This window comes from Romboutsia weinsteinii (genome assembly GCF_002250835.2).
In the GTDB taxonomy this organism is placed as follows: Bacteria; Bacillota; Clostridia; order Peptostreptococcales; family Peptostreptococcaceae; genus Romboutsia_A; species Romboutsia_A weinsteinii.
The window spans coordinates 1-22,970 of record NZ_NOJY02000041.1; the positions used below are offsets into that span (position 1 = coordinate 1).

The following is a 22,970-nucleotide window of genomic DNA, read 5'->3' on the forward strand; positions in this document are numbered from 1 at the left end:
TGTCTTTTGCCTCTTTTTTGTGTAGTTTTTAACTTCTTGCACACATCTTCTACCTTATAATCTATTTCTGGAACTATTATTGTTTCTGCACCACCTGCAAGTCCTGCATATAGAGCTAAATCTCCACAGTGTCTCCCCATTACTTCTACTATGTTAACCCTTTCATGAGAAGAAGATGTATCTCTTATTTTACCTATAGCATCTATAATTGTATTCATTGCAGTATCAAACCCTATAGTATAATCAGTATAAGCCAGATCATTATCTATAGTTCCAGGTATACCTATAGCTGGGAATCCTAAATCACTTAATTTTTGTGCACCGTTAAATGATCCATCTCCACCTATAACTACTAAACAATCTATATTATATTTTTTTAAAACTTTAACTCCTAATAATCTACCTTCTTCTGTTTTAAACTCTTCACATCTAGAAGATTTTAATACAGTTCCTCCTCTATGAATAATATCTCCCACAGATGATAAATTCATTTCTTTTAAATCTTCTTCAATTAATCCTTTGTAACCTCTATTAATTCCGTATACTTTACATCCATAGTATATTGCGGATCTTACTACAGCTCTTACAGCTGCATTCATTCCTGGAGCGTCGCCACCACTTGTCAATATCCCTATAGTTTTCATAGTATTTACCTCCTAGATATCTATTTAAAACAGATATAGGACATTTTACGTCCCATACCTAGTTTTTTATCCCATCATAGTTAAAAAAATTAAACCTTCTAAAATATCCATTTTTTGATATTATATCATAATTTGAAACAATTTTTGCATATTATTCTTATTTTATATTTTTATTTTTAAAATATTTTTAATTTAGTTATATTTCTTAGTTTTTTATTTTTATATTATCTTTAGGCATAATTTTCTCTAGCATATTTATAAAATCTTCAGATATATTTACGGTAATCTGCCCATACTTATACAATTTTTTAGTGTCTACTGCATAAAAGAATATACTTTCATCCCCTGGATATAATTTGGCTATATCTAATATATTATCAATTATTTCTGAATCTTTAAAGCTATTTATTTTAAGATATAAGCCATTTTTAGATGTATTCTGCGATTGCGGTTGAGATTTTTTATATCTTTTTTCATAACCACCACTCCTAAACTCTGATTTATCATTAATATCTCTAAATTCTCTAGCTATTAGTTTTGCATTTTCCCCTTCTTTTATACTTAAGCTTCCTTTTACATATATTATGCTATCTTCATTTAAAATTTCATTATATCTTTGTAAAAGTTGAGGGAATACTATAATTTCTATAGTTCCATACAAATCTTCTAGTTCTAAAAATGCCATTATATCATTTCGTTTTGTTGTTTTGATAGTCTTAGTAACTATCATACCACCCATTATAACATCTTTTTCATCCATACTTAAATAGTATTCTTCATCTTCTTTTATTGCATTTAATTTCCCATTATCTGTAGAAGTATTTTTTTGTAGCTCCTCTTCATATTGAGATAGTGGATGACCACTAACATACATACCTAATACTTCTTTCTCTAGATTTAGTCTTTCTCTTTCTTCATATTCCTTTAATGTTGGAAGTGTATTTACATTTTGCAACTCTTTGGCTTCTTCACTTGTTCCAAAAGCTTCAAACAAAGAGATTTGACCTTGTACATTTTTCTTTCTATCCATAGAGATACTTTCTAATAGATTTTCATATCCGGACATTAAAGTTGCTCTATTTTCACTTATTTCATCAAAAGCACCACATTTTATTAAACTCTCTAGTACTCTCTTGTTAGAATCTTTTGAGTCTAATCTTTTTGCAAGATCTACGAAATCAGTAAAATGTCCATTTACTTCTCTTTCATTTATTATATTGTTTATAACGTTAACTCCTACATTTTTCACGGCTGCTAATCCAAACCTTATATTTTTATCTTCTACAGAAAACTTAGCAAAACTCTTATTTATATCAGGCTTCAAAACATCTATCTTTAAAGCACTACACTCTCTTATATATTCGACTACCTTATCAGTATTTCCCATAACACTAGTTATTAGTGCTGCCATAAATTCAACTGGATAATATGCTTTTAAATATGCCGTTTCATATGATAAAACACCATATGCCGCTGCATGCGATTTATTGAATGCATACTTTGCAAAATCTATCATATCATCAAATATCTTGTTGGCTATATCTTCTGGTACTCCATTTCTAACACATCCAGTAATTTCAAGATTTCCATTTTCATCTTTTTTTCCATGGATAAAGTATTGTCTCTCTTCTTCCATTACATCCATCTTTTTCTTACCCATTGCTCTTCTTACTAGGTCACTTCGTCCATAACTATATCCACCTAAGTCTCTAACTACCTGCATTACCTGTTCCTGATAAACTAAACATCCATAAGTAACTTCCATTATAGGTTTTAGTTTCTCGTGTAAATATGTTACTTTCTCTGTATTATTTTTATTTTCAATGTAAGTTGGTATAGAGTCCATAGGACCTGGCCTATATAATGAAATTCCGGCAACTATATCTTCAAAGTTGTCAGGCTTCAGTTGTTTCATGAAACTTCTCATTCCAGCACTTTCTAATTGGAATATACCTAGTGTATTCCCTGAAGATAATAGCTCATATACTTTAGGATCATCATAATCCATCGTAGAAAAATCAATTTTTCTTCCATATTTTCTCTCTACTAAATCTAATGCATCTCTTATTACCGTAAGAGTTCTTAGACCAAGGAAATCCATCTTTAAAAGACCTAACTCCTCTAGTGTTGTCATCGTAAACTGTGTTGTTATAGCATCTTGATGTTTATATAATGGTACATATTCATCTACTGAGTTTTTGGATATAACTACACCTGCAGCATGTGTTGATGCATGCCTTAACATACCTTCTATTTGCTTTGATATATCTATAATTTCTTTTGTTTCTTTATCTTGATCGTATAAGGCTTTTAAATTAGGATTTGTTTCTAAGGCCTTATCAATAGTCATACCTAATGCAAAAGGTATCTCTTTTGCTATCCTGTCTACCTTATTATAACCAACGTCCATAACCCTTCCTACATCTCTTATGGCTGCCTTTGCACCCATTGTTCCGAAGGTAATTATCTGTGCAACATGATCTTCTCCGTATTTTCGCTTTACATAATCTATAACTTCTTCTCTTCTCTCATAGCAAAAATCTATATCTATATCGGGCATAGATACACGTTCTGGATTAAGAAAACGCTCAAATAGTAGAGAGTATTTTATTGGGTCTATATCCGTTATCTTTAAAGTATATGCTACTATTGATCCTGCAGCACTACCACGCCCTGGACCTACCATTATATTATTTTCTTTTGAGAAGTTTATAAAGTCCCAAGTAATCAAGAAATATTCAACGTAACCCATTCTTTCAATTACATCTAGTTCATAATTTAATCTATCTATAGCTTCTTGATCTGGTTTTTTATATCTTTCTTCTAATCCTTTAAAGCATAATTCCCTCAAGTAAGTGCTTGGAGAATATCCTTTTGGAACATCATATTTAGGTAAATGTATTGTGTTAAAATCAAATTCTATATCGCACATTTGAGCTATCTTGCTAGTATTATCAATTGCTTCTAATGCATATGGAAATAATTCTTCCATTTCTTCTCTAGATTTTAAATAAAACTCATCACTTCCAAACCTCATTCTATTTGGATCATCTACAGTCTTACCCATTTGAATACACATAAGTACATCATGTATTTTCGAGTCTTCTTTATTTACATAATGAACATCATTAGTAGCAACTAGCGGTATATCAAGCTCCTTAGATAATTTAACTAAAGCTGAGTTTACTTCTCTTTGTTCTGGTAAATTATGATCTTGTATTTCTAAGAAAAAATTTTCTTCTCCAAATATATCTCTATATATAAGAGCATACTTTTTAGCTTTTTCATAATTTCTATCCATAAGAGACTGCGCTACATCTCCTGCTAAACATGCTGATAGTGCAATTATTCCATCACTATGTTTTCTTAATTCTTCTATATCAACTCTCGGTTTATAATAAAAACCTTCCACATAAGATGTAGAAACTAGTTTAATTAAATTTTTATATCCATCCATATTTTTTGCTAGCAAAATTAAATGCCCCTGCTGCTTATCATAGTTTGGATCTTTATCTTTTAAACCTCTTGGTGCAGTATATACTTCACATCCAATTATAGGCTTTATGCCTTCCTTTTTAGCTGTCTTATAAAAATCTATAACCCCAAACATGCATCCATGATCAGTTATAGCTATAGAACTCATATTTAATTCTTTCGCTCTGCTCACTAGTTTCTTAACTCTTGAAAAGCCGTCAAGTAAACTATATTCTGTATGAACATGAAGATGAACAAAATCTTTGTTCATTACATCACCTCCTGCCTTATTTTTTAATTTTACCATAAAACTCTATACTCAAACAAAATTTATAATTAGAAACAAAAAGAGGCTATATCAATAATATAACCCCATTTTACTTAACAATTTTCTCTTCCCCTTAATTCATTAGCAATTTCTTCTATTTTCCTTAATCTATGATTGACTCCAGACTTTCCAATAGGAGGATTTAGCATCTCTCCTAACTCTTTCAATGTCATATCTTCACATTCAACTCTAATCTGAGCTATCTCTTGTAAATTTTCTGGTAAACTGCTAATGCCTATAGTATCTTGTATAAGCTTAATATTTTCTACTTGCCTTACTGATGCATTTACAGTCTTAGACAAATTTGCTGTCTCGCAATTTACGATTCTATTTACATTATTTCTCATCTCTTTTACGACTTTAGTATTTTGTAAACTTAAAAGTGCATGGTGTGCACCTATTATACTTAGCAAATCCGAAATTTGCTCACTTTCCTTAAGATATACTACATAATTACTTTTTCTAGCTACAATCTTACAATTAAATCCTAATGAATTTATGAGATTTTTTAACGATTCTGCAAAATCTTCATTATTAGTCACAAACTCCATATGGTAGTTTTTTTCAGGATCACTTATAGATCCTCCTCCAAGAAATGCTCCTCTTATAAACGCTCTAGTACAATCATCATGCTTAATAAGACTATCTGGTACTTTATTAATTGCATAAAAACCTTCTTCTGGCGCAATAATTCCTAACTCTCTTAATAGGTTTTCAGCTCCCATCTCGCTAGTAACCATCAAAACATAACTATTATTTCTTTTTAACATTTGGTTTTTATTTACCGAAATAGTAGTATTGATATTAAAATTTTGCTTTAAAAGCTTAAATATTTTACGAGCTATAGAATTTAACTCTGTAGTTATTTTTAAATTTATTTTTCTATATCCTACAATCTGTATGCTACCTGCTAGCCTAATCAAGGCTGATAATTCGGTTACATTACAACAATGATTTTCAGACGTTACTCTTGATAATTCATTTTTTGTTTCAGTTGAAAAAGACATATCTATCACCCATTAACTAGTTCTTTTTTAGCCTTTTTCTTATCTCTTGTAAGGCTACTTTTATTATTTCTTTCTCGTCATCATATCTTGCTAAATCAACAACTCTGTCTAGGTGTATAAATTTAGCATCTATAAATCCTTCTTCTTTTTGTGGCACTGTATCCATATTTCTTGCTTGCATTAAATACCAGAAAACTGTTTTATGAACTGCTCTGTTTTCGTCCCAGTTTTCTTTGAATGTATAATGTATTTCACCTAAATACTTTAATATATCTGCTTTTACTCCTGTTTCTTCTAGTACTTCTCTTAAAGCGGCTTCTTGATTGTTTTCACCTTCTTCAACTTTTCCTTTAGGTAAAACCCAATCTCCATTAAATTTTCTTAGTAAAAGTACAGCGTTCCCAAAAATTACTACACCACCGGCACTAACCTCTTCTCTCATAGATGTTCACTCCTTAAAACTAACATAATAATAAGAATTTCTACATAAATATTAAAAATCCTTTTTTACTTGCTTTTATCGTAATTATGACTTAGTGCCAAATTAACTATTATACTAGATATGTGTTTTGCATCATGTCTAATATAATTATTCTTTATTTCAACTAGATTATCTTCTATAGTTTTTATTCCCATATCATCCAGTTTATTTCTTTGTTCTTCGTCTAATAATACTTGCTCAGCTCCGTCTTTTTTATATGGACTAAATATTTCTTCTGGTAACATCTCATTATTGGCTATTATATAGTCAATAATATCCTTCTTGCCGGTATGCTTTATTATTGCATTTATATGGTCTAATACATTGTATTGGTCTGTCTCTCCAGGTTGAGTCATTACATTGGATATATATACTTTTGGTGCATTAGATTTTTTTATAGCTTCAACTACGCCTTTTACCAATAAATTTGGCATTATACTCGTATATAAACTCCCAGGACCCATAATAATAATATCAGCATCAAGAATAGAATTTAAAACTTCGTCTAAAGGCTTAGCATTTTTAGGATCTAAGTATATCCTATCTATAGGGCTATGTTGAGACTTGACTTGGTCTGGTATACTAGATTCACCTTTTACCATTTTTCCATTTTTCAACTTAGCTACTAAGTTTATATCTTCAAGAGATACAGGTAATACTCTTCCTGTTATAGCAAATACCTCACCCATTTTATATACTGCTGTTTCAAAACTTCCATAAAGCCCATTCATAGCCGCTAAAAACAAATTTCCAAAGCTTTGACCTTTCAAAGCTCCTTCTGTAAATCTATATTTCATCACTTCACTCATAGTTGGCTCTATATTAGCAAGAGCTAACAAGCAGTTTCTTATATCACCCGGTGGTAACATTCCTAAGTCTTCTCTTAAAACCCCAGATCCTCCACCATCATCTGCAACAGTAACTACTGCTGTTATGTTATGAGTAAAATGCTTTAATCCTCTTAAAAATATTGATTGTCCTGTACCTCCACCGATAACTACAACCTTAGGATCATTTATACTTCTTGTAGATATTGGTTTTGATTCATTTTTTTCTTTCTTTATTTTTACATAAAGATATATAGAAATTAGTAAGGCAACCCATCCCATTAACCCTATAATTATAAGTATATTTGTCATTTTTACCTCCACTCTATCTTAACATAGAGTCTCTGTGTTTTTTGACTACCCTATACCCTAACTTAGATAAATCATCATAGATAAGGTTTGTTATAGTAACTGATCTATGTCTACCACCTGTACATCCTATCCCTATTACTAAATGATGCTTTCCTTCTTCTATATATTGAGGAACTAGGAAATGTATCATATCTAAAAGTTTTTCAGAAAATTCATTACTAATCTTAGAGTCCATTACATAATCTCTAACATCTTGATCATCCCCAGTTTTCGGTCTTAAATCTTCTATATAATAAGGATTTGGTAAGAATCTTACATCAAATACTAAGTCTGCATCCACAAGAATACCATGTTTAAATCCAAATGAAACAACTGATATAGTTAAATTAGGATTTTCTTCTCCTACAGAATAAATCTTGCTAATTTCCTCTTTAAGGTCTTTAGGCTTCATATTAGTTGTATCTATTATACAGCTTGACATCTCTTTTAAAGGTTCCATTATACTTCTTTCCATAGTAATACCTTCTGATATTTGCATGTTTCTTGCTAGTGGATGGTTTCTTCTAGTCATCTTATATCTTTTTAATAGTACATCATCTGCACAATCTAAGTATACAATTTCATAGTTATAATTTAATTTTTCTAAATAACTTAAGCTTTCGTGAAGTGTTTCGAAAAATTTTCTTCCTCTTATGTCTATACCTAATGCTACTTTATCAATACTTGAATTAGGCTGATAGCATAATTCTGCAAATTTAGTGATCAAAGCTGGAGGTAAATTATCCACACAATAAAAACCCATATCCTCTAACGCTCTCATTGTTTCACTTTTTCCGGATCCTGAAAGACCTGTAACTATTACAAACTTCATGCTAACTCCCCTTTCAACTTACAATCTAATATTCTCCACTAAAGATACATCTAATTTAGACTCTTCTATAATTTTCATAGCTAGTTTAAAATTGCCTACATTTTGTGGTATATGCGCATCAGAACCTATAATAAATTTGGTTCCTATATTTTTTATTTTTTCAAGTTGCTTAGAGTTAAGATAACCATGGCTACTATTTATTTCTAACTTAGTATCAGTTTCCTTAGCCACCTTTGCAACCTCTTCTATATAAACATCACCTTTGTCTCCAGGATGAGTTATTATAAATATATCATTTTTCCTCATTGCATTTATTAAAGCTTCTGTATTATATTCCTTAGATTTAGAGCTTTTTCTAATATAATTATCTCCATGATTTAGCATACTTCTAAGAGATGTTGGAGTTGATCCAAAGTGATAACCTGCCATAACATAGTCTAGATGCTTTCTAATTTCATCATCCATATCTATATTACCACTATTATCCAATATATTACACTCCATTCCTAGAAGTATATTTATTTCTTTATATTTCTCATTTAGTTTGTCAATTTCTTCTCTCATTAGATATATATTTTTTCTTTTTACACCAAATGTAATATGCTTATATCCATGGTCAGATATCCCTATTGTTTTTATTCCTTTAGATATAGCTTCTACTACATTATCTTCTATTGTGCCTTTACCATGACTGTATATTGTATGTGTATGATAATCTGCTAGTATATCCATTGATTAATCCTCTCCAAGTATTTTGACTTCTTCCTCTAACATTACCCCAAACTTAGCATTTACAGTACTTTTTACTACATACATTAGATCCAGTAAATCCTTGGCATTTGCTCCACCTAGGTTTACAACAAATCCACAATGTTTTTCAGACACCTGAGCACCTCTTAAAGTAAGACCTCTTAGTCCACTATCTTCTATTAATTTACCTGCAAAATACCCTGCAGGTCTTTTAAAAGTACTTCCTGCACTAGGTAGGCTTAAAGGTTGCTTAGTTACCCTTCTTTGAGTAAAGTCCGCCATAGTTGCTTTTATCTCATCATAGTTACCTTTTTCAAGCTCTATCTCTGCTGATAAAATTATATAATCTTCTCTTGATATTATACTTTTTCTATATGCAAACTCCATCTCTTCATTAGTCAACGTAAATATATTTCCATCAGTATCCATTAATCTTACTGATTTAACAATATCTTTCATCTCTCCACCATAAGCACCTGCATTCATAGCTAATGCTCCACCTAAAGTTCCAGGTATACCTGCTGCAAACTCAAATCCTTTTAGTTCTTCTTTTAAAACAGCCTTCCCTACTATTGAAAGTAATGCACCTGCTTGTACCTCAACTTTATTTCCTTCTATTTTAAAACTATTAAAATTGTTCGATAGTTCTATAACTATACCTCTTATTCCTCCATCTTTGATTAAAAGGTTAGAACCATTTCCTATAATTAAGTATGGAGTATTCTTTTCCTTAATTAAATTTAAAACAGCTTTAAGTTGCTCTTCTGTCCTAGGTGTAACTAATATATCTGCCGGTCCTCCAACCTTAAAAGATATATGTTTCTTCATTGGCTCATCCATTTTTATGTCATTTGAATCTATTATATTTAATAAATTTTCATATATATATTCCTTATTCATTATGTTTCCTCCTAGTTTACACTATTTATTCATTGTTTATCTACTTTACACTATATTATTTTTATATATTTAATATAATAATGTATTAAAAAAAAAATAACAATATATAATGGCTTTTAAAAAAACAAAAGCGTTGATACAACTTGTATCAACGCTTAATTAATAATCAAAATCATATATATATATCAATTTTTATTACTTATTTAATCCTTCGTCTCTAATATTTTCCTTTTTTAAATAGCAATGGTAATATACCATTGGTATTATGATTGCACCACCAATTATATTTCCTACAGTTACAAATACTAAATTAGATAGCATTGCACCCATGGTTACATTTGCCCCAAGAACCATTCCCATAGGAATAAAAAACATATTCGCAACACTATGCTCAAATCCGCATAATACGAATAGCATTATAGGGAACCAACATGCAAATATTTTAGATACAATATCTTGAGCTGCAGTTGCCATCCATACAGATAAGACAACAATTATATTACATAGTATTCCTCTTAGAATCATACTCATAATATCAAGCCCTGCTTTAGATTCAGCTATTCCTATAGATTTAGACATAGCATCTCCTGTTAGCACAGTTCCATAATAAACTAAAGCTACTAAGATTAATGACCCTATAAAGTTACCTACCCAAACTAAGCTCCAATTTCTAAACATCTTACCTATAGATACCTTCTTATCCATCACAGCTAATGCTATCAAATTATTCCCTGTGAATAACTCTGAACCACAAACTACGACTAAAATAAGTCCAACAGGAAATACTGATGCCCCTGCAAATTTCGCTAAACCAGCATCAATTCCCCCTAAGGTCTGGCTAATTATTATGTTTGCTAATCCTCCAAAGCCTATAAAAATACCTGCAAGTATACCTAGTAAGATACACGACTTTGTCGATAATCCTGCTTTTTTTATACCTGCATTTACAGTAGCATTTGCTACTTCCCCGGGTGTTAAGAATCTTTTGTCCATAATTCCACCCCCACTTTATTCAGCTTTAATTAATTATTAATAATTATTCAAGATTATTATAACATCTTATATATTTATATTGTTAAAACATATACATGTATACATAATTTCAGTAAATAACATATTTATTTTATTTTTTATTGTTAATTTATCACCTAAAAGGAAATATTTCCAACATACCTTGTTTAATGTATACAAAACCTTTTTTTTATTGTATAATTACTACTGTTGTGTCGTAAAGCGATCAATATGATTTCGGAATTTTTTTAACTTTTTATATTAAATTTTAGGAGGACTTTATATGTCAAAAATGATGTTAGCTCCAGCTGAAATAGCAGAATATACTATTAATGCTGGTGTAAAAAAGGCTACTACGCCTACTAAGAAAGTTTTAGCTTCTGCATTCCTTGCTGGTGCGTATATCGCGTTCGGTGCTTTAGGTTCTGTAGGTGCAGCTTACAACTTATTAGCAAACCCTGCTACATACGGGTTAGGTAAAGCTCTTGCTGGACTTATGTTCCCTGCTGGACTTATGTTTGTTTTAATAGCTGGTGCAGATTTATTCACTGGTAACATACTTATAACTTTAGCTGCTTTAAAGAAAAAAGTAACTTGGGGACAAGCTTTTAAAAACTGGGCTTTAGTATGGATCGGTAACTTAATAGGTGGTGTTTTAGTTGCTTGGCTAGTTAGTTTATCAGGTGTATTTGATTGGAGTGCAGGACTTTACGGTGGAGTTATAGTAAAGAATGCTATAGGCAAGCTTGGATTTACTTGGGTACAAGCAATAGCTTCTGGTATATTATGTAACTGGATAGTTTGTGCTACAGTTTGGATGACTTACGGTGCTAAAGATGTAACTGGAAAAATATTAACTGGATTCTTCGGCGTATTCTTATTCGTATGTACTGGATTTGAGCATAGTGTTGCTAACATGGCTTACTTATTTGCTGGATTATTTAGCAAGACTAATCCTGCTTACTTAGAAGCAGCTCATAAGACTGCTGCTGATGCCGCTGCTATAAACTTACCAAGCATGTTTGCAAATAACTTAATCCCTGTTACAATAGGTAATATATTAGGTGGTGCAATATTCGTTGCTGGTGTATACTACTTCTTATTTGTAAAAGAAGACAAAGCAAGTAGTACTGAGAAAGCTGCTTAATTTAATTATAAAAAATAACAGAGGTTGTTCTACATTTCGTAGTCAACCTCTTTTTATTATCATAAAACATTTTATAAATAGCATATACCTAAAATTATTTATCTACTTTAATTTGACATATCAATCAATTTTTTTATCATATCTATTTATTTTTTGCTTATAATATGTATACTACTAATAAGGTATGATTTTTCATGCTATTAATGCAAGGAGGTTTGGCATAATATGTTATTTATTGAGACTTTTGCATATGAAATAATAGTTACATTAATATATGTAATCAACTTTCTAGTGATTTTAAACTTAATTTTTAGAGAGAAACGTAGTATTGAGGCTACGTTCGCTTGGATAATAATTCTAAGCGCAGTACCTGCACTGGGATTTATAATGTATTTAATTTTTGGTAGGGGTGTTTCCAAAGATAATATGTTTAGAATTAAGGAAAAAGAAGATAAGATAATAAAAAACAATATATTAGATACACAATTTAGATTAAAGTACCACTCTAATCTTAATGGTAGCGTCGCGAAGCATAGAGATATGATTTATGCTTTAGCTAATTCTAATAGTGCACATTTTACCAATAATAATGATGTATTTATTTATCCTAAGTCTAGTGATTTTTTTGATACACTTCTCGAAGACCTTAGACAAGCTAAGCATTATATAAATATTCAGTTTTATATTTTTAAGGATGATAAAATTGGAAGTGAGATAATTAATATCTTACTGCAAAAAGCACACGAGGGTGTAGAAGTAAGACTTCTATATGATGCTGTTGGAAGTAGGCTTATTAGTGATAAAACCATCTTACAATTAAGGGCCTCAGGTGTAAAGGTAGGTGCCTTCTTCCCTTCTTTTTTAAAAATTGTAAACTTCAATCTTAACTACAGAAACCATCGTAAGATTGTTGTTATTGATGGTAAAATAGGTTTCGTAGGTGGAAATAATGTAGGAGATGAGTATTTAGGTAGAAGCTCTAAATTTGGAGGTTGGAGAGATACACATATAAAGCTTATGGGAGATTCTGTAAAAGATTTAAACTTAAGATTTATATTAGATTGGAGATATACTACTCGTGAAGACTTAGATTTAGATAAGTACTTTAAGTATGACTCTTCAATTAATAAAGATTACACTTATGTTTCTTCTGACAATGTTGGTATCCAGATTGTTTCTAGCGGTCCCGATGCTGGCGAATTAGAAGAAATAAAATATGGATATATCAAAATGATCCAAAAGGCTAAAGACTATGTATATATACAAACACCTTATCTAATTCTAGATCAAACACTTTTAGAGACATTAAAAATAGCTTGTTTATCTGGCGTAGACGTTAGAATAATGATTCCTTCAAAGCCGGATCATCCTTTTGTATATTGGGCATCTTACTCATATGCAGGAGAGCTTTTAAAGTACGGTGCTAAGATATATACTTATGATAAAAATTCATTTTTACATGCAAAAACTGTAGTTATGGATGATTCTATCTGCTCTATCGGAACTGCCAATATGGATATTCGTAGTTTTGCACTTAACTTTGAAGTAAACGCATTTATGTACTCCTCTAATATTGCTAAGCAACAAAAAAGTATATTTGAAGATGACATTACAAAATGTAAGAATATAACCCTTGATGACTACAACGACAGAACTAGAATAATCAGATTTAAAGAATCTATTTCTAGACTTTTGTCACCTTTATTATAATACTTATTTAGGATATGTTTTATGTAATTTTCATAAAGCATATCCCTGTTTTTTGTTGACATATTCTTGACTACAGATCTATAAAATAATATAATCAAGGATTTATATCATCATAATTCACTTCAGACTGTTCTTTCATATTTTTTTATTCAATATATTAATCATCTCATATTAATATCTATCATTAATTTTAGTAAATTCTAACTCTTTATTTTCATACTTAATTTCAATAATATATTTCATATTACTCTATCTATCTTTTGCTTTTATTTGTTTTAGGAGGAGGTTTTTTATGTGTGATTTTGTTTCATGTAACAAGCAACTATTTGATGAGCTTGATACATTCATCAGCTCTTTACCTACGAAAAAAGGTTCTTTGATCCAGGTTCTTCATCACGCTCAAGGACTTTTTGGATATTTGCCTAAAGAAGTTCAACTTCATATTTCTAAACAAATAGGTGTTCCAGCTTCAAAAGTTTATGGTGTTGTAAGCTTCTATTCATACTTTACTACAGAGCCACGTGGTAAGTATAAAATAAGTGTTTGCTTAGGTACAGTTTGTTTCGTTAAGGGATCCGACAAAGTTTTAGCTGAGTTTGAAAATCAACTTGGAATAAAATCTGGAGAGACTACTAAGGATCTTATGTTTTCATTAGAAGGATTAAGATGTGTTGGAGCTTGTGGTCTAGCTCCTGTAGTTGTTGTTAATGGCAAGGTGTATGGTCATGCTAGACCAGAACAAGTTGCAGAAATTTTAGACTACTGTAATCAAGTTGAATCGAGTTGTTAGGAGGAATTCGTGTATGAATAATATAAAATCTTTCGATGAGTTACAATCTTTAGTTAAAGAATTAAAACCTTCATTAAAGTTAAGAGAACATTGTACTTTTTCCCATATTGATAAAAGAGAAATTCTTGTATGTGGGGGTACTGGTTGTAGCTCTGCTGACAGTAACATAATCATTGAAAATCTAAAAAAACATATAAAAGAATCAAATCTTGAGGATGCAGTTACTGTTCATTTAGCAGGTTGTTTTGGATTTTGTGCAAAAGGACCTATTGTAAAAATATTTCCAGACAATGTGTTCTACATCCAAGTAAGACCTGAGGATGCATATGAAATTGTTAACAGTCATCTGATAAGTAACGAAGTCGTTGAAAGACTATTATTTGAAGAACCAGATCTTGATCATAAAAAAGTTCAAAAGCATGATGATATGTCTTTTTATAAAAAGCAACTTCGTATAGCCCTTAGAAACTGTGGCCACATAAACCCTGAAGATATTAATGAATACATATCTAATGATGGATATACGGCTCTTGGCAAGTGTTTAACTTCTCTATCTCAGGATGAGGTAATAGATATAATGAAAGCTTCCGGTCTAAGAGGTCGTGGTGGAGCCGGATTTCCTACAGGCATAAAATGGACCACTACTAAAAATGCACCTTCTAAACAAAAATATGTAATTTGTAATGCTGATGAGGGTGACCCAGGTGCATTTATGGATAGATCTGTTCTTGAGGGAGATCCTCACAGTGTTCTAGAATCAATGGCTATCTGTGGATATGCAATAGGTTCTGATACAGGTTATATCTATATAAGAGCGGAATACCCTCTAGCTATCGATAGATTGAAAATTGCCATAGACCAAGCTAGAGATTGTGGTATTTTAGGTGAAAATATACTTGGCACAGGTTTCAACTTCGATATAGAGCTAAAATATGGTGCTGGTGCATTTGTATGCGGTGAAGGTAGTGCCTTAATAAATTCTATAGAAGGTAACCGTGGTGAGCCAGTACTCAAACCTTACGTGTATGCTATACAAGGTCTTTGGGATAAACCAACCTGTGTAAATAACGTTGAAACCTTCGCTAATATTCCAATAATCATCAATAAAGGTTCAGATTGGTTTGCTAGTTATGGTACTGATGACTCTAAAGGAACAAAAGTTTTTGCACTTGGAGGAAAGATAAATAATGTTGGTCTTGTTGAAGTTCCTATGGGAACTACTCTGAGAGAAATAGTTTTTGAAATCGGCGGGGGAATTCCTAACGGTCGTCAATTTAAAGCAGTTCAAACAGGCGGACCATCTGGCGGATGTATACCGAGTAAACACCTAGATACTCCAATAGATTTTAAAAGCTTGGGCGAAATCGGATCTATGATGGGCTCTGGTGGTATGTTAGTTTTAGATGATTCTGATTGTATTGTTAATATATGCAAATTTTTTCTGGAGTTTACTGTTGAAGAGTCATGTGGAAAATGCACCCCTTGCCGTATAGGTAATAAAAGGTTACTTGAAATCCTAACTAAGATAACAGAAGGAAATGGAACTATTGAAGACTTAGATAAACTACAAAAGCTTGCCTCTACTATTAAATCTACATCCTTATGTGGTCTAGGAAAATGTGCTCCAAATCCGGTTTTAAGTACTCTAAATTATTTCTATGATGAATACTTAGCTCATGTTATAGATAAGAAGTGTCCATCCAAAAAATGTCAGGATCTACTTGAGTATGTAATAACTGATGCTTGTATAGGGTGTACTAAGTGTTCTAAGATTTGTCCTGCTGGATGTATAACTGGTAAAGTCAAAGAAAAACATGTTATAGATTCTAGTAAGTGCTTAAAATGTGGAGCGTGTATGGATAACTGTAAGTTTAGTGCTATAACTAAACAATAATTCACATTCGATAATTAATTCAAGGGGGCGGTTTGATGAGTTTAATTAATTTAATAATAAATGGAAAATCCATTTCAGTTCCAAAAGAAACCACAATATTAAATGCAGCTAAAACTATTAATATAAATATACCAAACTTATGTCATCTCAATATGAATGATATAAATCTTGAAAATAAATGTGCATCTTGCCGTGTATGCATGGTAGATACACCTAGAGGATTAGTTCCAGCTTGTGCCACTAATGTTTCAGAAGGTATGATAATCGAAACCAATAGCTCTCGTGCATTAGAAGCTCGTAAAATAATAGTGGAACTTCTATTATCAGACCATCCTCATGAATGTCTAACATGTGAAAAAAGTGGTCATTGTGATTTACAACAAATTGCTCAAGATTTAGGTATTAGAGATATCGAGTTTAAAGGATCTAATTCTAATGATACACGTGATACATCTAGCGAATCTATTATTAGAGATAATAGTAAGTGTATTCTATGTAAAAGATGCGAATCCATGTGCAATAATATTCAACAAGTTGGTGTTCTATCTGGTGTAAACCGCGGATTTGAGACTATAATATCAACATTTTTCGATACTCCAATAAAAGAAACAGATTGTACATTTTGTGGCCAATGTATTGCAGTGTGCCCAACTGGTGCTTTGAGTGAGGTTAATAATATTCCTAAGGTTTGGGATTCTATATACGAGAAAGGTAAAACTTGTATAGTTCAGATTGCGCCTGCTGTAAGAGTAGCTCTAGGAGAAGAATTTGATTTCCCTCCTGGTACTATAACTACAGGCAAGATAGCTTCTGCCCTACGTCTTCTCGGTTTTAAATATATATTTGATACAAACTATACTGCCGATCTTACTATTATAGAAGAGGCTTCTGAGTTTATCAATAGATTAAAAGAAGAAAAGAATCTGCCTATATTAACTAGCTGTTGTCCAGCTTGGATAAATTATTTAGAACATCACTATCCCGACTTACTTCATCTTCCATCCACTTGTAAATCTCCACAAGAGATGTTTGGCTCTGTGGCTAAAAATTATTTTGCTCCATCTATAGGCTTAACACCTAATGATATAACTGTAGTTTCAATCATGCCTTGTGTAGCTAAAAAGTATGAATGTTCTAGAGAACAATTAGGTCAAGGTGAAACTTTGGATGTTGATATAGTAATAACTACTAGAGAGTTTGCTAAGATGATAAAAGAAGCTGGAATAGATTTCAGCACTCTACCTGAAGAATCTTTTGATAATCCTCTAGGACAGTCCACAGGTGCTGCAGATATATTTGGAGCTACTGGTGGCGTTTTAGAAGCAGCTCTTCGTACTGCTTATGAATGGATTACTGAAGATGACTTAAAAGACATTAATTTTATTGATGTAAGAGGATTTGAAGGAATAAAAGAAGCCAGCCTAGATATTAATGGACTTGTAATTAATATCTGCGCCGCTAGTAATTTAGGCAATGCAAAAAAGCTAATGGATGATGTTAGAAATGGAAAATCAAAATATCATATAATAGAAATAATGGCTTGTCCTAGTGGATGTGTAGCTGGTGGTGGTCAGCCTTATCATGGTGGAGATTATGATAAAATTAAAGCTCGTGCTTGTGCACTGTATAAGATAGATGAGAATAAACCACTTCGCAAATCTCATGGAAATCCTTCTATTATTAAAATCTATGATGATTTCTTTGGTGAACCATCTAGTATTTGCGCTCATAAATATCTTCATACCACTTATTCAGATAAAAGTAATTCTTTTGCTAATAAATAAAAAGATATTCCCTCTTTATTTAGGGGGAATATTTTAATCTAGTATTTTATTGGTAAATGTCATATATTCTTATATTTCTAATATATTTTGGGTATAGATTATAAAATATGTCTATTAAGCAAAATATACTAAATTTTTCGATAATTTTTTTTTTAACTATCGCTATATTACTTTCTACCTATATAGCTATTGTGCTATCATAAAATTAGAGTACTATTTATTTTAGACAATCTATAATTCATCAATGTAATTTATTCTTACTTTTTATAAGGGGGTTCTCTATGTGTAATTTTGTTGATCGCAACAAAAATTTATTTGACGAGTTAGATGGATTTATAAATTCTCTACCTACTAAGAATGGAGCTTTAATTCAAGTTCTCCATCATGCCCAAGGTATATTCGGATACCTTCCTAGAGAAGTTCAGCTATATGTTGCTGAAAAACTGGATTTATCTCCTGCTAAGGTCTACGGTGTTGTTAGTTTTTACTCTTACTTCACTACTGAGCCAAAGGGAGAATATAAAATAAGTGTTTGCTTAGGTACTGTTTGCTTTGTAAAGGGATCTGATAAAATACTTGAAAAATTTGAGGACCTTCTTGGTATAAAATCAGGGGAAACTACCAAAGATTCGAAGTTCTCATTAGAAGGATTAAGATGCGTTGGCGCTTGTGGTTTAGCTCCCGTTGTAGTTGTTAATGGTAAAGTATATGGACATGTTAAACTAGATCAAGTTGAAGACATAATAAATGAGTATAAAGCACTTGAAGTAAATTGTTAATGGGTATAAGGGGGGGAGATTTTATATGAGTCTAATCAAATCATTTGATGAACTAAAGAATTTATGTACTGAATTAAAACCAAGCCTATCTGTGAGGAATAATGTAACTCAAAATAATAAAAAAAGAGAGTTACTAGTTTGCGGTGATACTGGATGTAGAGCTGCTAATAGTATGCCTATAATAGATAGCTTAAATGAAGAAATTAAAAATGCCGGACTTGAAGATTCTGTATCTGTTTGCCTAACAGGCTGTTTTGGTTTCTGCGCTCAAGGACCTATAGTAAAGGTCTGTCCTGATAACGTTTTTTATGTTAAAGTCGGATCTAATGATGCCAAAGAAATAGTCCAAGAACATTTAGTAAATGAAAACCTTGTAGAAAGATTATTATTCCATGAAGCCTCTATTGGTGAAAAGGTTACTAAATCTGAAGATATGGCTTTCTATAAAAAGCAAAAACGTATTGCACTTCATAACTGCGGTTATATTAATCCAGAAAAAGTTGAAGATTACATAGCTAATGGTGGTTACTCCACTCTGGGTAAATGCTTAACTGACCTTTCTCCTGAAAATGTTATAGAAGAAGTTAAAACTTCTGGACTTAGAGGTAGAGGTGGTGCCGGATTCCCTACAGGTATAAAATGGGAAGCTACTAAGAAATCTGTTTCTGATCAAAAATATGTAGTATGTAATGCCGATGAAGGTGACCCGGGTGCATTTATGGATAGATCTGTACTTGAAGGTGATCCTCATAAAGTCCTTGAGGCTATGGCTATCTGTGGATATGCTACGGGTGCTGATACTGGGTATATATATATAAGAGCTGAATACCCTCTGGCTATAGAAAGATTAAAACTAGCTATAAATCAGGCTAACAATCTAGGATTATTAGGAAAAAATATTTTAGGAACTAGTTTTGACTTTGATATAGAACTTAAATATGGTGCTGGTGCATTTGTTTGTGGCGAAGGTACTGCATTAATGCGTTCTATAGAAGGTAACCGTGGTGAACCTAGAATGAAAACTTATAGCTCTACTTATAAAGGTCTATGGGATGTTCCTACATGCTCAAATAACGTAGAAACTTTTGCTAATATACCATCAATAATTGATAATGGTGGTTCATGGTACAAAGGTTTAGGTACTGAAAAATCATCTGGAACTAAGGTATTTGCTTTGGGTGGAAAAATAAGTAACGTTGGCCTTGTTGAAGTTCCAATGGGTACTACTTTAAGAGATATTGTCTATGATATCGGCGGTGGCATACCTGATGGTCATGAATTTAAGGCTGTTTTAACTGGTGGTCCATCTGGCGGATGTATACCTGCTGATTATTTAGATACTCCAATAGATTTTGATAACTTAAGTGCTCTAGGATCTATGATGGGATCTGGTGGTATGCTTATCCTTGATAACAACGATTGTATGGTTGATATAGCTAAATTCTTCTTAGGATTTACTGTAGAAGAATCATGTGGTAAATGTACTCCTTGTCGTATAGGTAACAAGAGATTACTTGAATTATTAACTAAAATAACTGATGGTAAAGCTGACGAACAAGATCTAATTGATCTCGAAGAGCTTGCTAATACAATAAAAACCACTTCTCTATGTGGTTTAGGTAAATCTGCTCCTAACCCTGTACTAAGTACTCTTCACTATTTCTATGATGAGTATAAAGCTCATGTTGTTGATAAAAAATGTCCTTCTGGCAAGTGTCAGTCATTACTTGATTACATTATAACAGATGCATGTATCGGTTGTACTAAGTGTGCTAGAGTTTGCCCTGCTGGATGTATAACTGGTAAGGTTAAAGAAAAACATGAGATTGATACTTCTAAATGCCTAAAATGTGGTGCTTGTATGAGCAGTTGCAAAGCTAAGGCTATAATTAAGAAATAAGGGGGGATACTTAATGAGTTTAGTAAATTTAACTATAAACGGAAAATCTACAAGTGTTGAGCGTGATACTACAATATTAGATGCTGCCAAAAATTTAGGGATTAAAATACCAACTCTATGTAACCTACATATGGATGAAATAAATGTACATAATAAATGTGCATCTTGCCGTGTATGTATGGTAGATACTGCAAGAGGATTAGTGCCAGCTTGTGCCACTAATGCTAAAGAAGGAATGGAAGTTCAAACTAATACTCCTCGTGCTCTTAAAGCTCGTAAAAAGGTTGTTGAGCTTCTATTATCAGATCATCCTCAAGATTGCTTAATCTGCGAAAAAAATGGTAACTGTGAACTACAAGACATAGCTCAAGATTTAGGTATTAGAGAGATCAAATACAAAGGTACTAAAACTGAATTGGGTATGGATACTTCTTCTAAATCTATAGTTAAGTATCATGACAAATGCATATTATGTAGAAGATGCGAAACTATGTGCAATGAAATACAAACTGTAGGAGCTTTATCAGGTGTTAATCGTGGTTTCGAAACTATGGTATCAACATTCTTTAATGATCCTATGACTAAAACAAACTGTACTTATTGCGGTCAATGTATAGCAGTATGTCCTACTGGAGCTTTAACTGAGGTTAATAACGTTAATCAAGTTTGGAATGCTCTAGATAAAAAGGATAAAACTGTTGTTGTTCAAGTTGCTCCTGCAGTAAGAGTTGCAATCGGCGAAGAGTTTGGCCTAGAGGCTGGAGCCATATCTACAGGAAAAATGGTAGCTGCTCTTCGTGCTTTAGGGTTTAAATATGTATTTGATACAAACTTTGCAGCTGACCTTACTATATTGGAAGAAGCTTCTGAATTTATCCACAGATTAAAAGAAGGAAAAAATCTTCCTATATTAACAAGTTGCTGTCCTGCATGGGTAAATTTTGTAGAATACACTTATCCAGACCTGTTAAATCTTCCATCTAGTTGTAAATCACCTCAAGAAATGTTTGGCTCAATAGCTAAAAACTATTTTGCACCTAGAGTAATAAATATAAAACCTGAAGATATGTATGTAGTTTCTGTAATGCCTTGTGTGGCTAAAAAATATGAATGCTCTAGAGAAGAACTAGGTCAAGATGATGTATTAGATGTTGATATGTCTATAACTACTAGGGAACTTGCCAAAATGATAAAAGAAGCTGGCATTGACTTATCTAACCTTAAAGATGAATGCTTTGATATCCCACTAGGAGAATCTACTGGTGCAGCTGATATATTCGGTGCTACTGGTGGTGTTCTAGAAGCTGCTCTTCGTACTGCTTATGAATGGGTAACTGACGAAACTTTAGATAACGTTAATTTCACTCAAGTAAGAGGTTTTGAAGGTATTAAAGAAGCTAGTGTTGATATAGCTGGTACTACGGTAAATGTTTGTGTTGCTAGTACTCTTGGAAATGCCCGAAAAGTTATGGATGAAGTAAGAGCTGGTAATTCTAAGTATCATATTATAGAAATTATGGCTTGCCCTGGAGGATGTGTTGCTGGTGGTGGTCAGCCTTATCATCACGGAGATTACGATATAATTAAAAAACGTGCTGCTGGACTATATAATATTGATGGTAGCAAGCAACTTCGTAAATCTCATACCAACCCTGCTATAGTTGCTCTTTACAATGATTTCTTAGGAGAACCTTACGGAGAAGTAGCTCATAAATTACTACACACTCATTATTTTGATAAAAGTAAAGTATATGCTAATGCTACAACTGAAACTCTTGAAGTTGCAGAGGTTACAGCTGATTAATATATTTTAAGGCTACCTAAAATTTTAGGTAGCCTTTTTAATTTAATTCTAGATTATTATTTGGTATCTATTAATTGAGATAATTTCTTAGTAAATTCTTGAGCTGCATCATATCCCATGCCCTTTTGTCTGTAGTTCATAGCTGCAACCTCTATAATCATCGCTGTATTTCTACCTGGCTTAACTGGAACTACTAGTTTTTCTAAGTTTACACCCAGTATTTCTTCATATTCTTTATCTAAACCTAATCTATCATAGTACTTGCTCTCATTCCATCCTTCTAAATGAATTACTAAATCTATACCTTTAGAGGTTTTAATTGCCCCTACTCCATATAAGCTTCTTACATCTATTATACCTATACCTCTTATTTCTAAGAAGTGTCTTAAAAGCTCTGGAGATTGCCCTACAAGTATAGTATCATCTATTTTATTTATTTCTACTGCATCATCAGCTACTAATCTATGACCTCTTTGTATTAATTCTAGTGCAGTCTCTGACTTACCTATACTACTCTCTCCTTTTATTAAAACACCTATTCCATATACATCTACTAA

The 22,970-nt window shown here is 32.1% G+C and carries 18 protein-coding genes; 8 read left to right on the forward strand and 10 right to left on the reverse strand.

Translation table 11 applies throughout. The annotated features are described in order from the left end of the window. The 9 genes from CHL78_RS15625 to CHL78_RS15665 form a co-directional block, all read right to left on the reverse strand. Nucleotides 1-644: ATP-dependent 6-phosphofructokinase (locus CHL78_RS15625; protein ID WP_147295835.1), on the reverse strand; the 644-nt coding region annotated here is incomplete at its 3' end. A gap of 205 nt (nucleotides 645-849) precedes the next feature. Further along, a complete protein-coding gene (locus tag CHL78_RS15630) occupies nucleotides 850-4,389 on the reverse strand; it encodes a DNA polymerase III subunit alpha (protein WP_094368977.1) in 3,540 nt (1,179 codons plus the stop codon). A gap of 110 nt (nucleotides 4,390-4,499) precedes the next feature. Continuing rightward, nucleotides 4,500-5,453 carry a DNA-binding protein WhiA gene (gene whiA / locus CHL78_RS15635; protein WP_199534088.1) on the reverse strand — a complete coding sequence of 318 codons (954 nt, stop codon included), beginning with the start codon at nucleotides 5,451-5,453 and terminating at the stop codon, nucleotides 4,500-4,502. 16 nt (nucleotides 5,454-5,469) lie between these two features. Next, entirely contained in the window at nucleotides 5,470-5,895 is a 426-nt protein-coding gene (locus CHL78_RS15640) for an NUDIX hydrolase (protein ID WP_094368975.1), read from the reverse strand. A 65-nt stretch (nucleotides 5,896-5,960) separates the two neighbouring features. Continuing rightward, nucleotides 5,961-7,073, reverse strand: coding sequence for a gluconeogenesis factor YvcK family protein (locus tag CHL78_RS15645; RefSeq protein ID WP_094368974.1), 1,113 nt, complete (start codon nucleotides 7,071-7,073; stop codon nucleotides 5,961-5,963). Nucleotides 7,074-7,086: 13 nt separating this feature from the next. Continuing rightward, on the reverse strand, nucleotides 7,087-7,944 hold the full coding sequence (rapZ, locus tag CHL78_RS15650; RefSeq protein ID WP_094368973.1) for an RNase adapter RapZ: 858 nt from the start codon (nucleotides 7,942-7,944) through the stop codon (nucleotides 7,087-7,089). Nucleotides 7,945-7,962: 18 nt separating this feature from the next. Further along, nucleotides 7,963-8,676 carry a PHP domain-containing protein gene (locus CHL78_RS15655; RefSeq protein ID WP_094368972.1) on the reverse strand — a complete coding sequence of 238 codons (714 nt, stop codon included), beginning with the start codon at nucleotides 8,674-8,676 and terminating at the stop codon, nucleotides 7,963-7,965. A gap of 3 nt (nucleotides 8,677-8,679) precedes the next feature. Next, the gene (murB, locus tag CHL78_RS15660) at nucleotides 8,680-9,594 is read right to left on the reverse strand and encodes a UDP-N-acetylmuramate dehydrogenase (RefSeq protein WP_094368971.1); all 915 of its coding nucleotides are present in this window, start codon (nucleotides 9,592-9,594) and stop codon (nucleotides 8,680-8,682) included. A gap of 195 nt (nucleotides 9,595-9,789) precedes the next feature. After that, nucleotides 9,790-10,587 carry a formate/nitrite transporter family protein gene (locus CHL78_RS15665; protein ID WP_094368970.1) on the reverse strand — a complete coding sequence of 266 codons (798 nt, stop codon included), beginning with the start codon at nucleotides 10,585-10,587 and terminating at the stop codon, nucleotides 9,790-9,792. Between the two features lie 301 nt (nucleotides 10,588-10,888). Between CHL78_RS15665 and CHL78_RS15670 the strand changes: the two genes are divergently transcribed. The 8 genes from CHL78_RS15670 (at nucleotide 10,889) to CHL78_RS15705 (ending at nucleotide 22,413) form a co-directional block, all read left to right on the forward strand. Further along, the gene (locus CHL78_RS15670; protein WP_094368969.1) at nucleotides 10,889-11,752 is read left to right on the forward strand and encodes a formate/nitrite transporter family protein; all 864 of its coding nucleotides are present in this window, start codon (nucleotides 10,889-10,891) and stop codon (nucleotides 11,750-11,752) included. Nucleotides 11,753-11,977: 225 nt separating this feature from the next. Further along, entirely contained in the window at nucleotides 11,978-13,462 is a 1,485-nt protein-coding gene (gene cls, locus CHL78_RS15675) for a cardiolipin synthase (protein WP_094368968.1), read from the forward strand. 292 nt (nucleotides 13,463-13,754) lie between these two features. Beyond that, nucleotides 13,755-14,252: an NADH-quinone oxidoreductase subunit NuoE family protein gene (locus CHL78_RS15680; RefSeq protein WP_094368967.1), complete on the forward strand. Its 498-nt coding sequence runs from the start codon at nucleotides 13,755-13,757 to the stop codon at nucleotides 14,250-14,252. A 13-nt stretch (nucleotides 14,253-14,265) separates the two neighbouring features. After that, nucleotides 14,266-16,146, forward strand: a complete 1,881-nt coding sequence (locus tag CHL78_RS15685; RefSeq protein WP_094368966.1) for an NADH-quinone oxidoreductase subunit NuoF — start codon at nucleotides 14,266-14,268, stop codon at nucleotides 16,144-16,146. 35 nt (nucleotides 16,147-16,181) lie between these two features. Next, nucleotides 16,182-17,930, forward strand: a complete 1,749-nt coding sequence (locus tag CHL78_RS15690; protein ID WP_094368965.1) for an NADH-dependent [FeFe] hydrogenase, group A6 — start codon at nucleotides 16,182-16,184, stop codon at nucleotides 17,928-17,930. Between the two features lie 281 nt (nucleotides 17,931-18,211). Then, entirely contained in the window at nucleotides 18,212-18,709 is a 498-nt protein-coding gene (locus tag CHL78_RS15695) for an NADH-quinone oxidoreductase subunit NuoE family protein (RefSeq protein WP_094368964.1), read from the forward strand. 25 nt (nucleotides 18,710-18,734) lie between these two features. Beyond that, entirely contained in the window at nucleotides 18,735-20,609 is a 1,875-nt protein-coding gene (locus tag CHL78_RS15700; RefSeq protein ID WP_094368963.1) for an NADH-quinone oxidoreductase subunit NuoF, read from the forward strand. Nucleotides 20,610-20,622: 13 nt separating this feature from the next. Continuing rightward, on the forward strand, nucleotides 20,623-22,413 hold the full coding sequence (locus CHL78_RS15705; RefSeq protein WP_094368962.1) for an NADH-dependent [FeFe] hydrogenase, group A6: 1,791 nt from the start codon (nucleotides 20,623-20,625) through the stop codon (nucleotides 22,411-22,413). A 56-nt stretch (nucleotides 22,414-22,469) separates the two neighbouring features. On the opposite strand, the gene hprK is transcribed toward CHL78_RS15705, so the two are convergent. After that, nucleotides 22,470-22,970 (reverse strand): HPr(Ser) kinase/phosphatase (hprK, locus tag CHL78_RS15710; protein WP_116041562.1); only part of this gene is annotated, 501 nt, incomplete at its 5' end.

Excerpts from the sequence above, each read along its gene's own strand:
- CHL78_RS15670 (WP_094368969.1), top strand. The coding sequence starts at position 10,889 with ATGTCAAAAATGATGTTAGCTCCAGCTGAAATAGCAGAATATACTATT.
- CHL78_RS15700 (WP_094368963.1), top strand. The coding sequence starts at position 18,735 with ATGAGTCTAATCAAATCATTTGATGAACTAAAGAATTTATGTACTGAA.
- CHL78_RS15665 (WP_094368970.1), bottom strand. The coding sequence starts at position 10,587 with ATGGACAAAAGATTCTTAACACCCGGGGAAGTAGCAAATGCTACTGTA.
- whiA (WP_199534088.1), bottom strand. The coding sequence starts at position 5,453 with ATGTCTTTTTCAACTGAAACAAAAAATGAATTATCAAGAGTAACGTCT.
- CHL78_RS15680 (WP_094368967.1), top strand. The coding sequence starts at position 13,755 with ATGTGTGATTTTGTTTCATGTAACAAGCAACTATTTGATGAGCTTGAT.
- murB (WP_094368971.1), bottom strand. The coding sequence starts at position 9,594 with ATGAATAAGGAATATATATATGAAAATTTATTAAATATAATAGATTCA.
- rapZ (WP_094368973.1), bottom strand. The coding sequence starts at position 7,944 with ATGAAGTTTGTAATAGTTACAGGTCTTTCAGGATCCGGAAAAAGTGAA.
- CHL78_RS15705 (WP_094368962.1), top strand. The coding sequence starts at position 20,623 with ATGAGTTTAGTAAATTTAACTATAAACGGAAAATCTACAAGTGTTGAG.
- CHL78_RS15630 (WP_094368977.1), bottom strand. The coding sequence starts at position 4,389 with ATGAACAAAGATTTTGTTCATCTTCATGTTCATACAGAATATAGTTTA.
- CHL78_RS15655 (WP_094368972.1), bottom strand. The coding sequence starts at position 8,676 with ATGGATATACTAGCAGATTATCATACACATACAATATACAGTCATGGT.
- CHL78_RS15685 (WP_094368966.1), top strand. The coding sequence starts at position 14,266 with ATGAATAATATAAAATCTTTCGATGAGTTACAATCTTTAGTTAAAGAA.
- CHL78_RS15695 (WP_094368964.1), top strand. The coding sequence starts at position 18,212 with ATGTGTAATTTTGTTGATCGCAACAAAAATTTATTTGACGAGTTAGAT.
- cls (WP_094368968.1), top strand. The coding sequence starts at position 11,978 with ATGTTATTTATTGAGACTTTTGCATATGAAATAATAGTTACATTAATA.
- CHL78_RS15690 (WP_094368965.1), top strand. The coding sequence starts at position 16,182 with ATGAGTTTAATTAATTTAATAATAAATGGAAAATCCATTTCAGTTCCA.
- CHL78_RS15645 (WP_094368974.1), bottom strand. The coding sequence starts at position 7,073 with ATGACAAATATACTTATAATTATAGGGTTAATGGGATGGGTTGCCTTA.
- CHL78_RS15640 (WP_094368975.1), bottom strand. The coding sequence starts at position 5,895 with ATGAGAGAAGAGGTTAGTGCCGGTGGTGTAGTAATTTTTGGGAACGCT.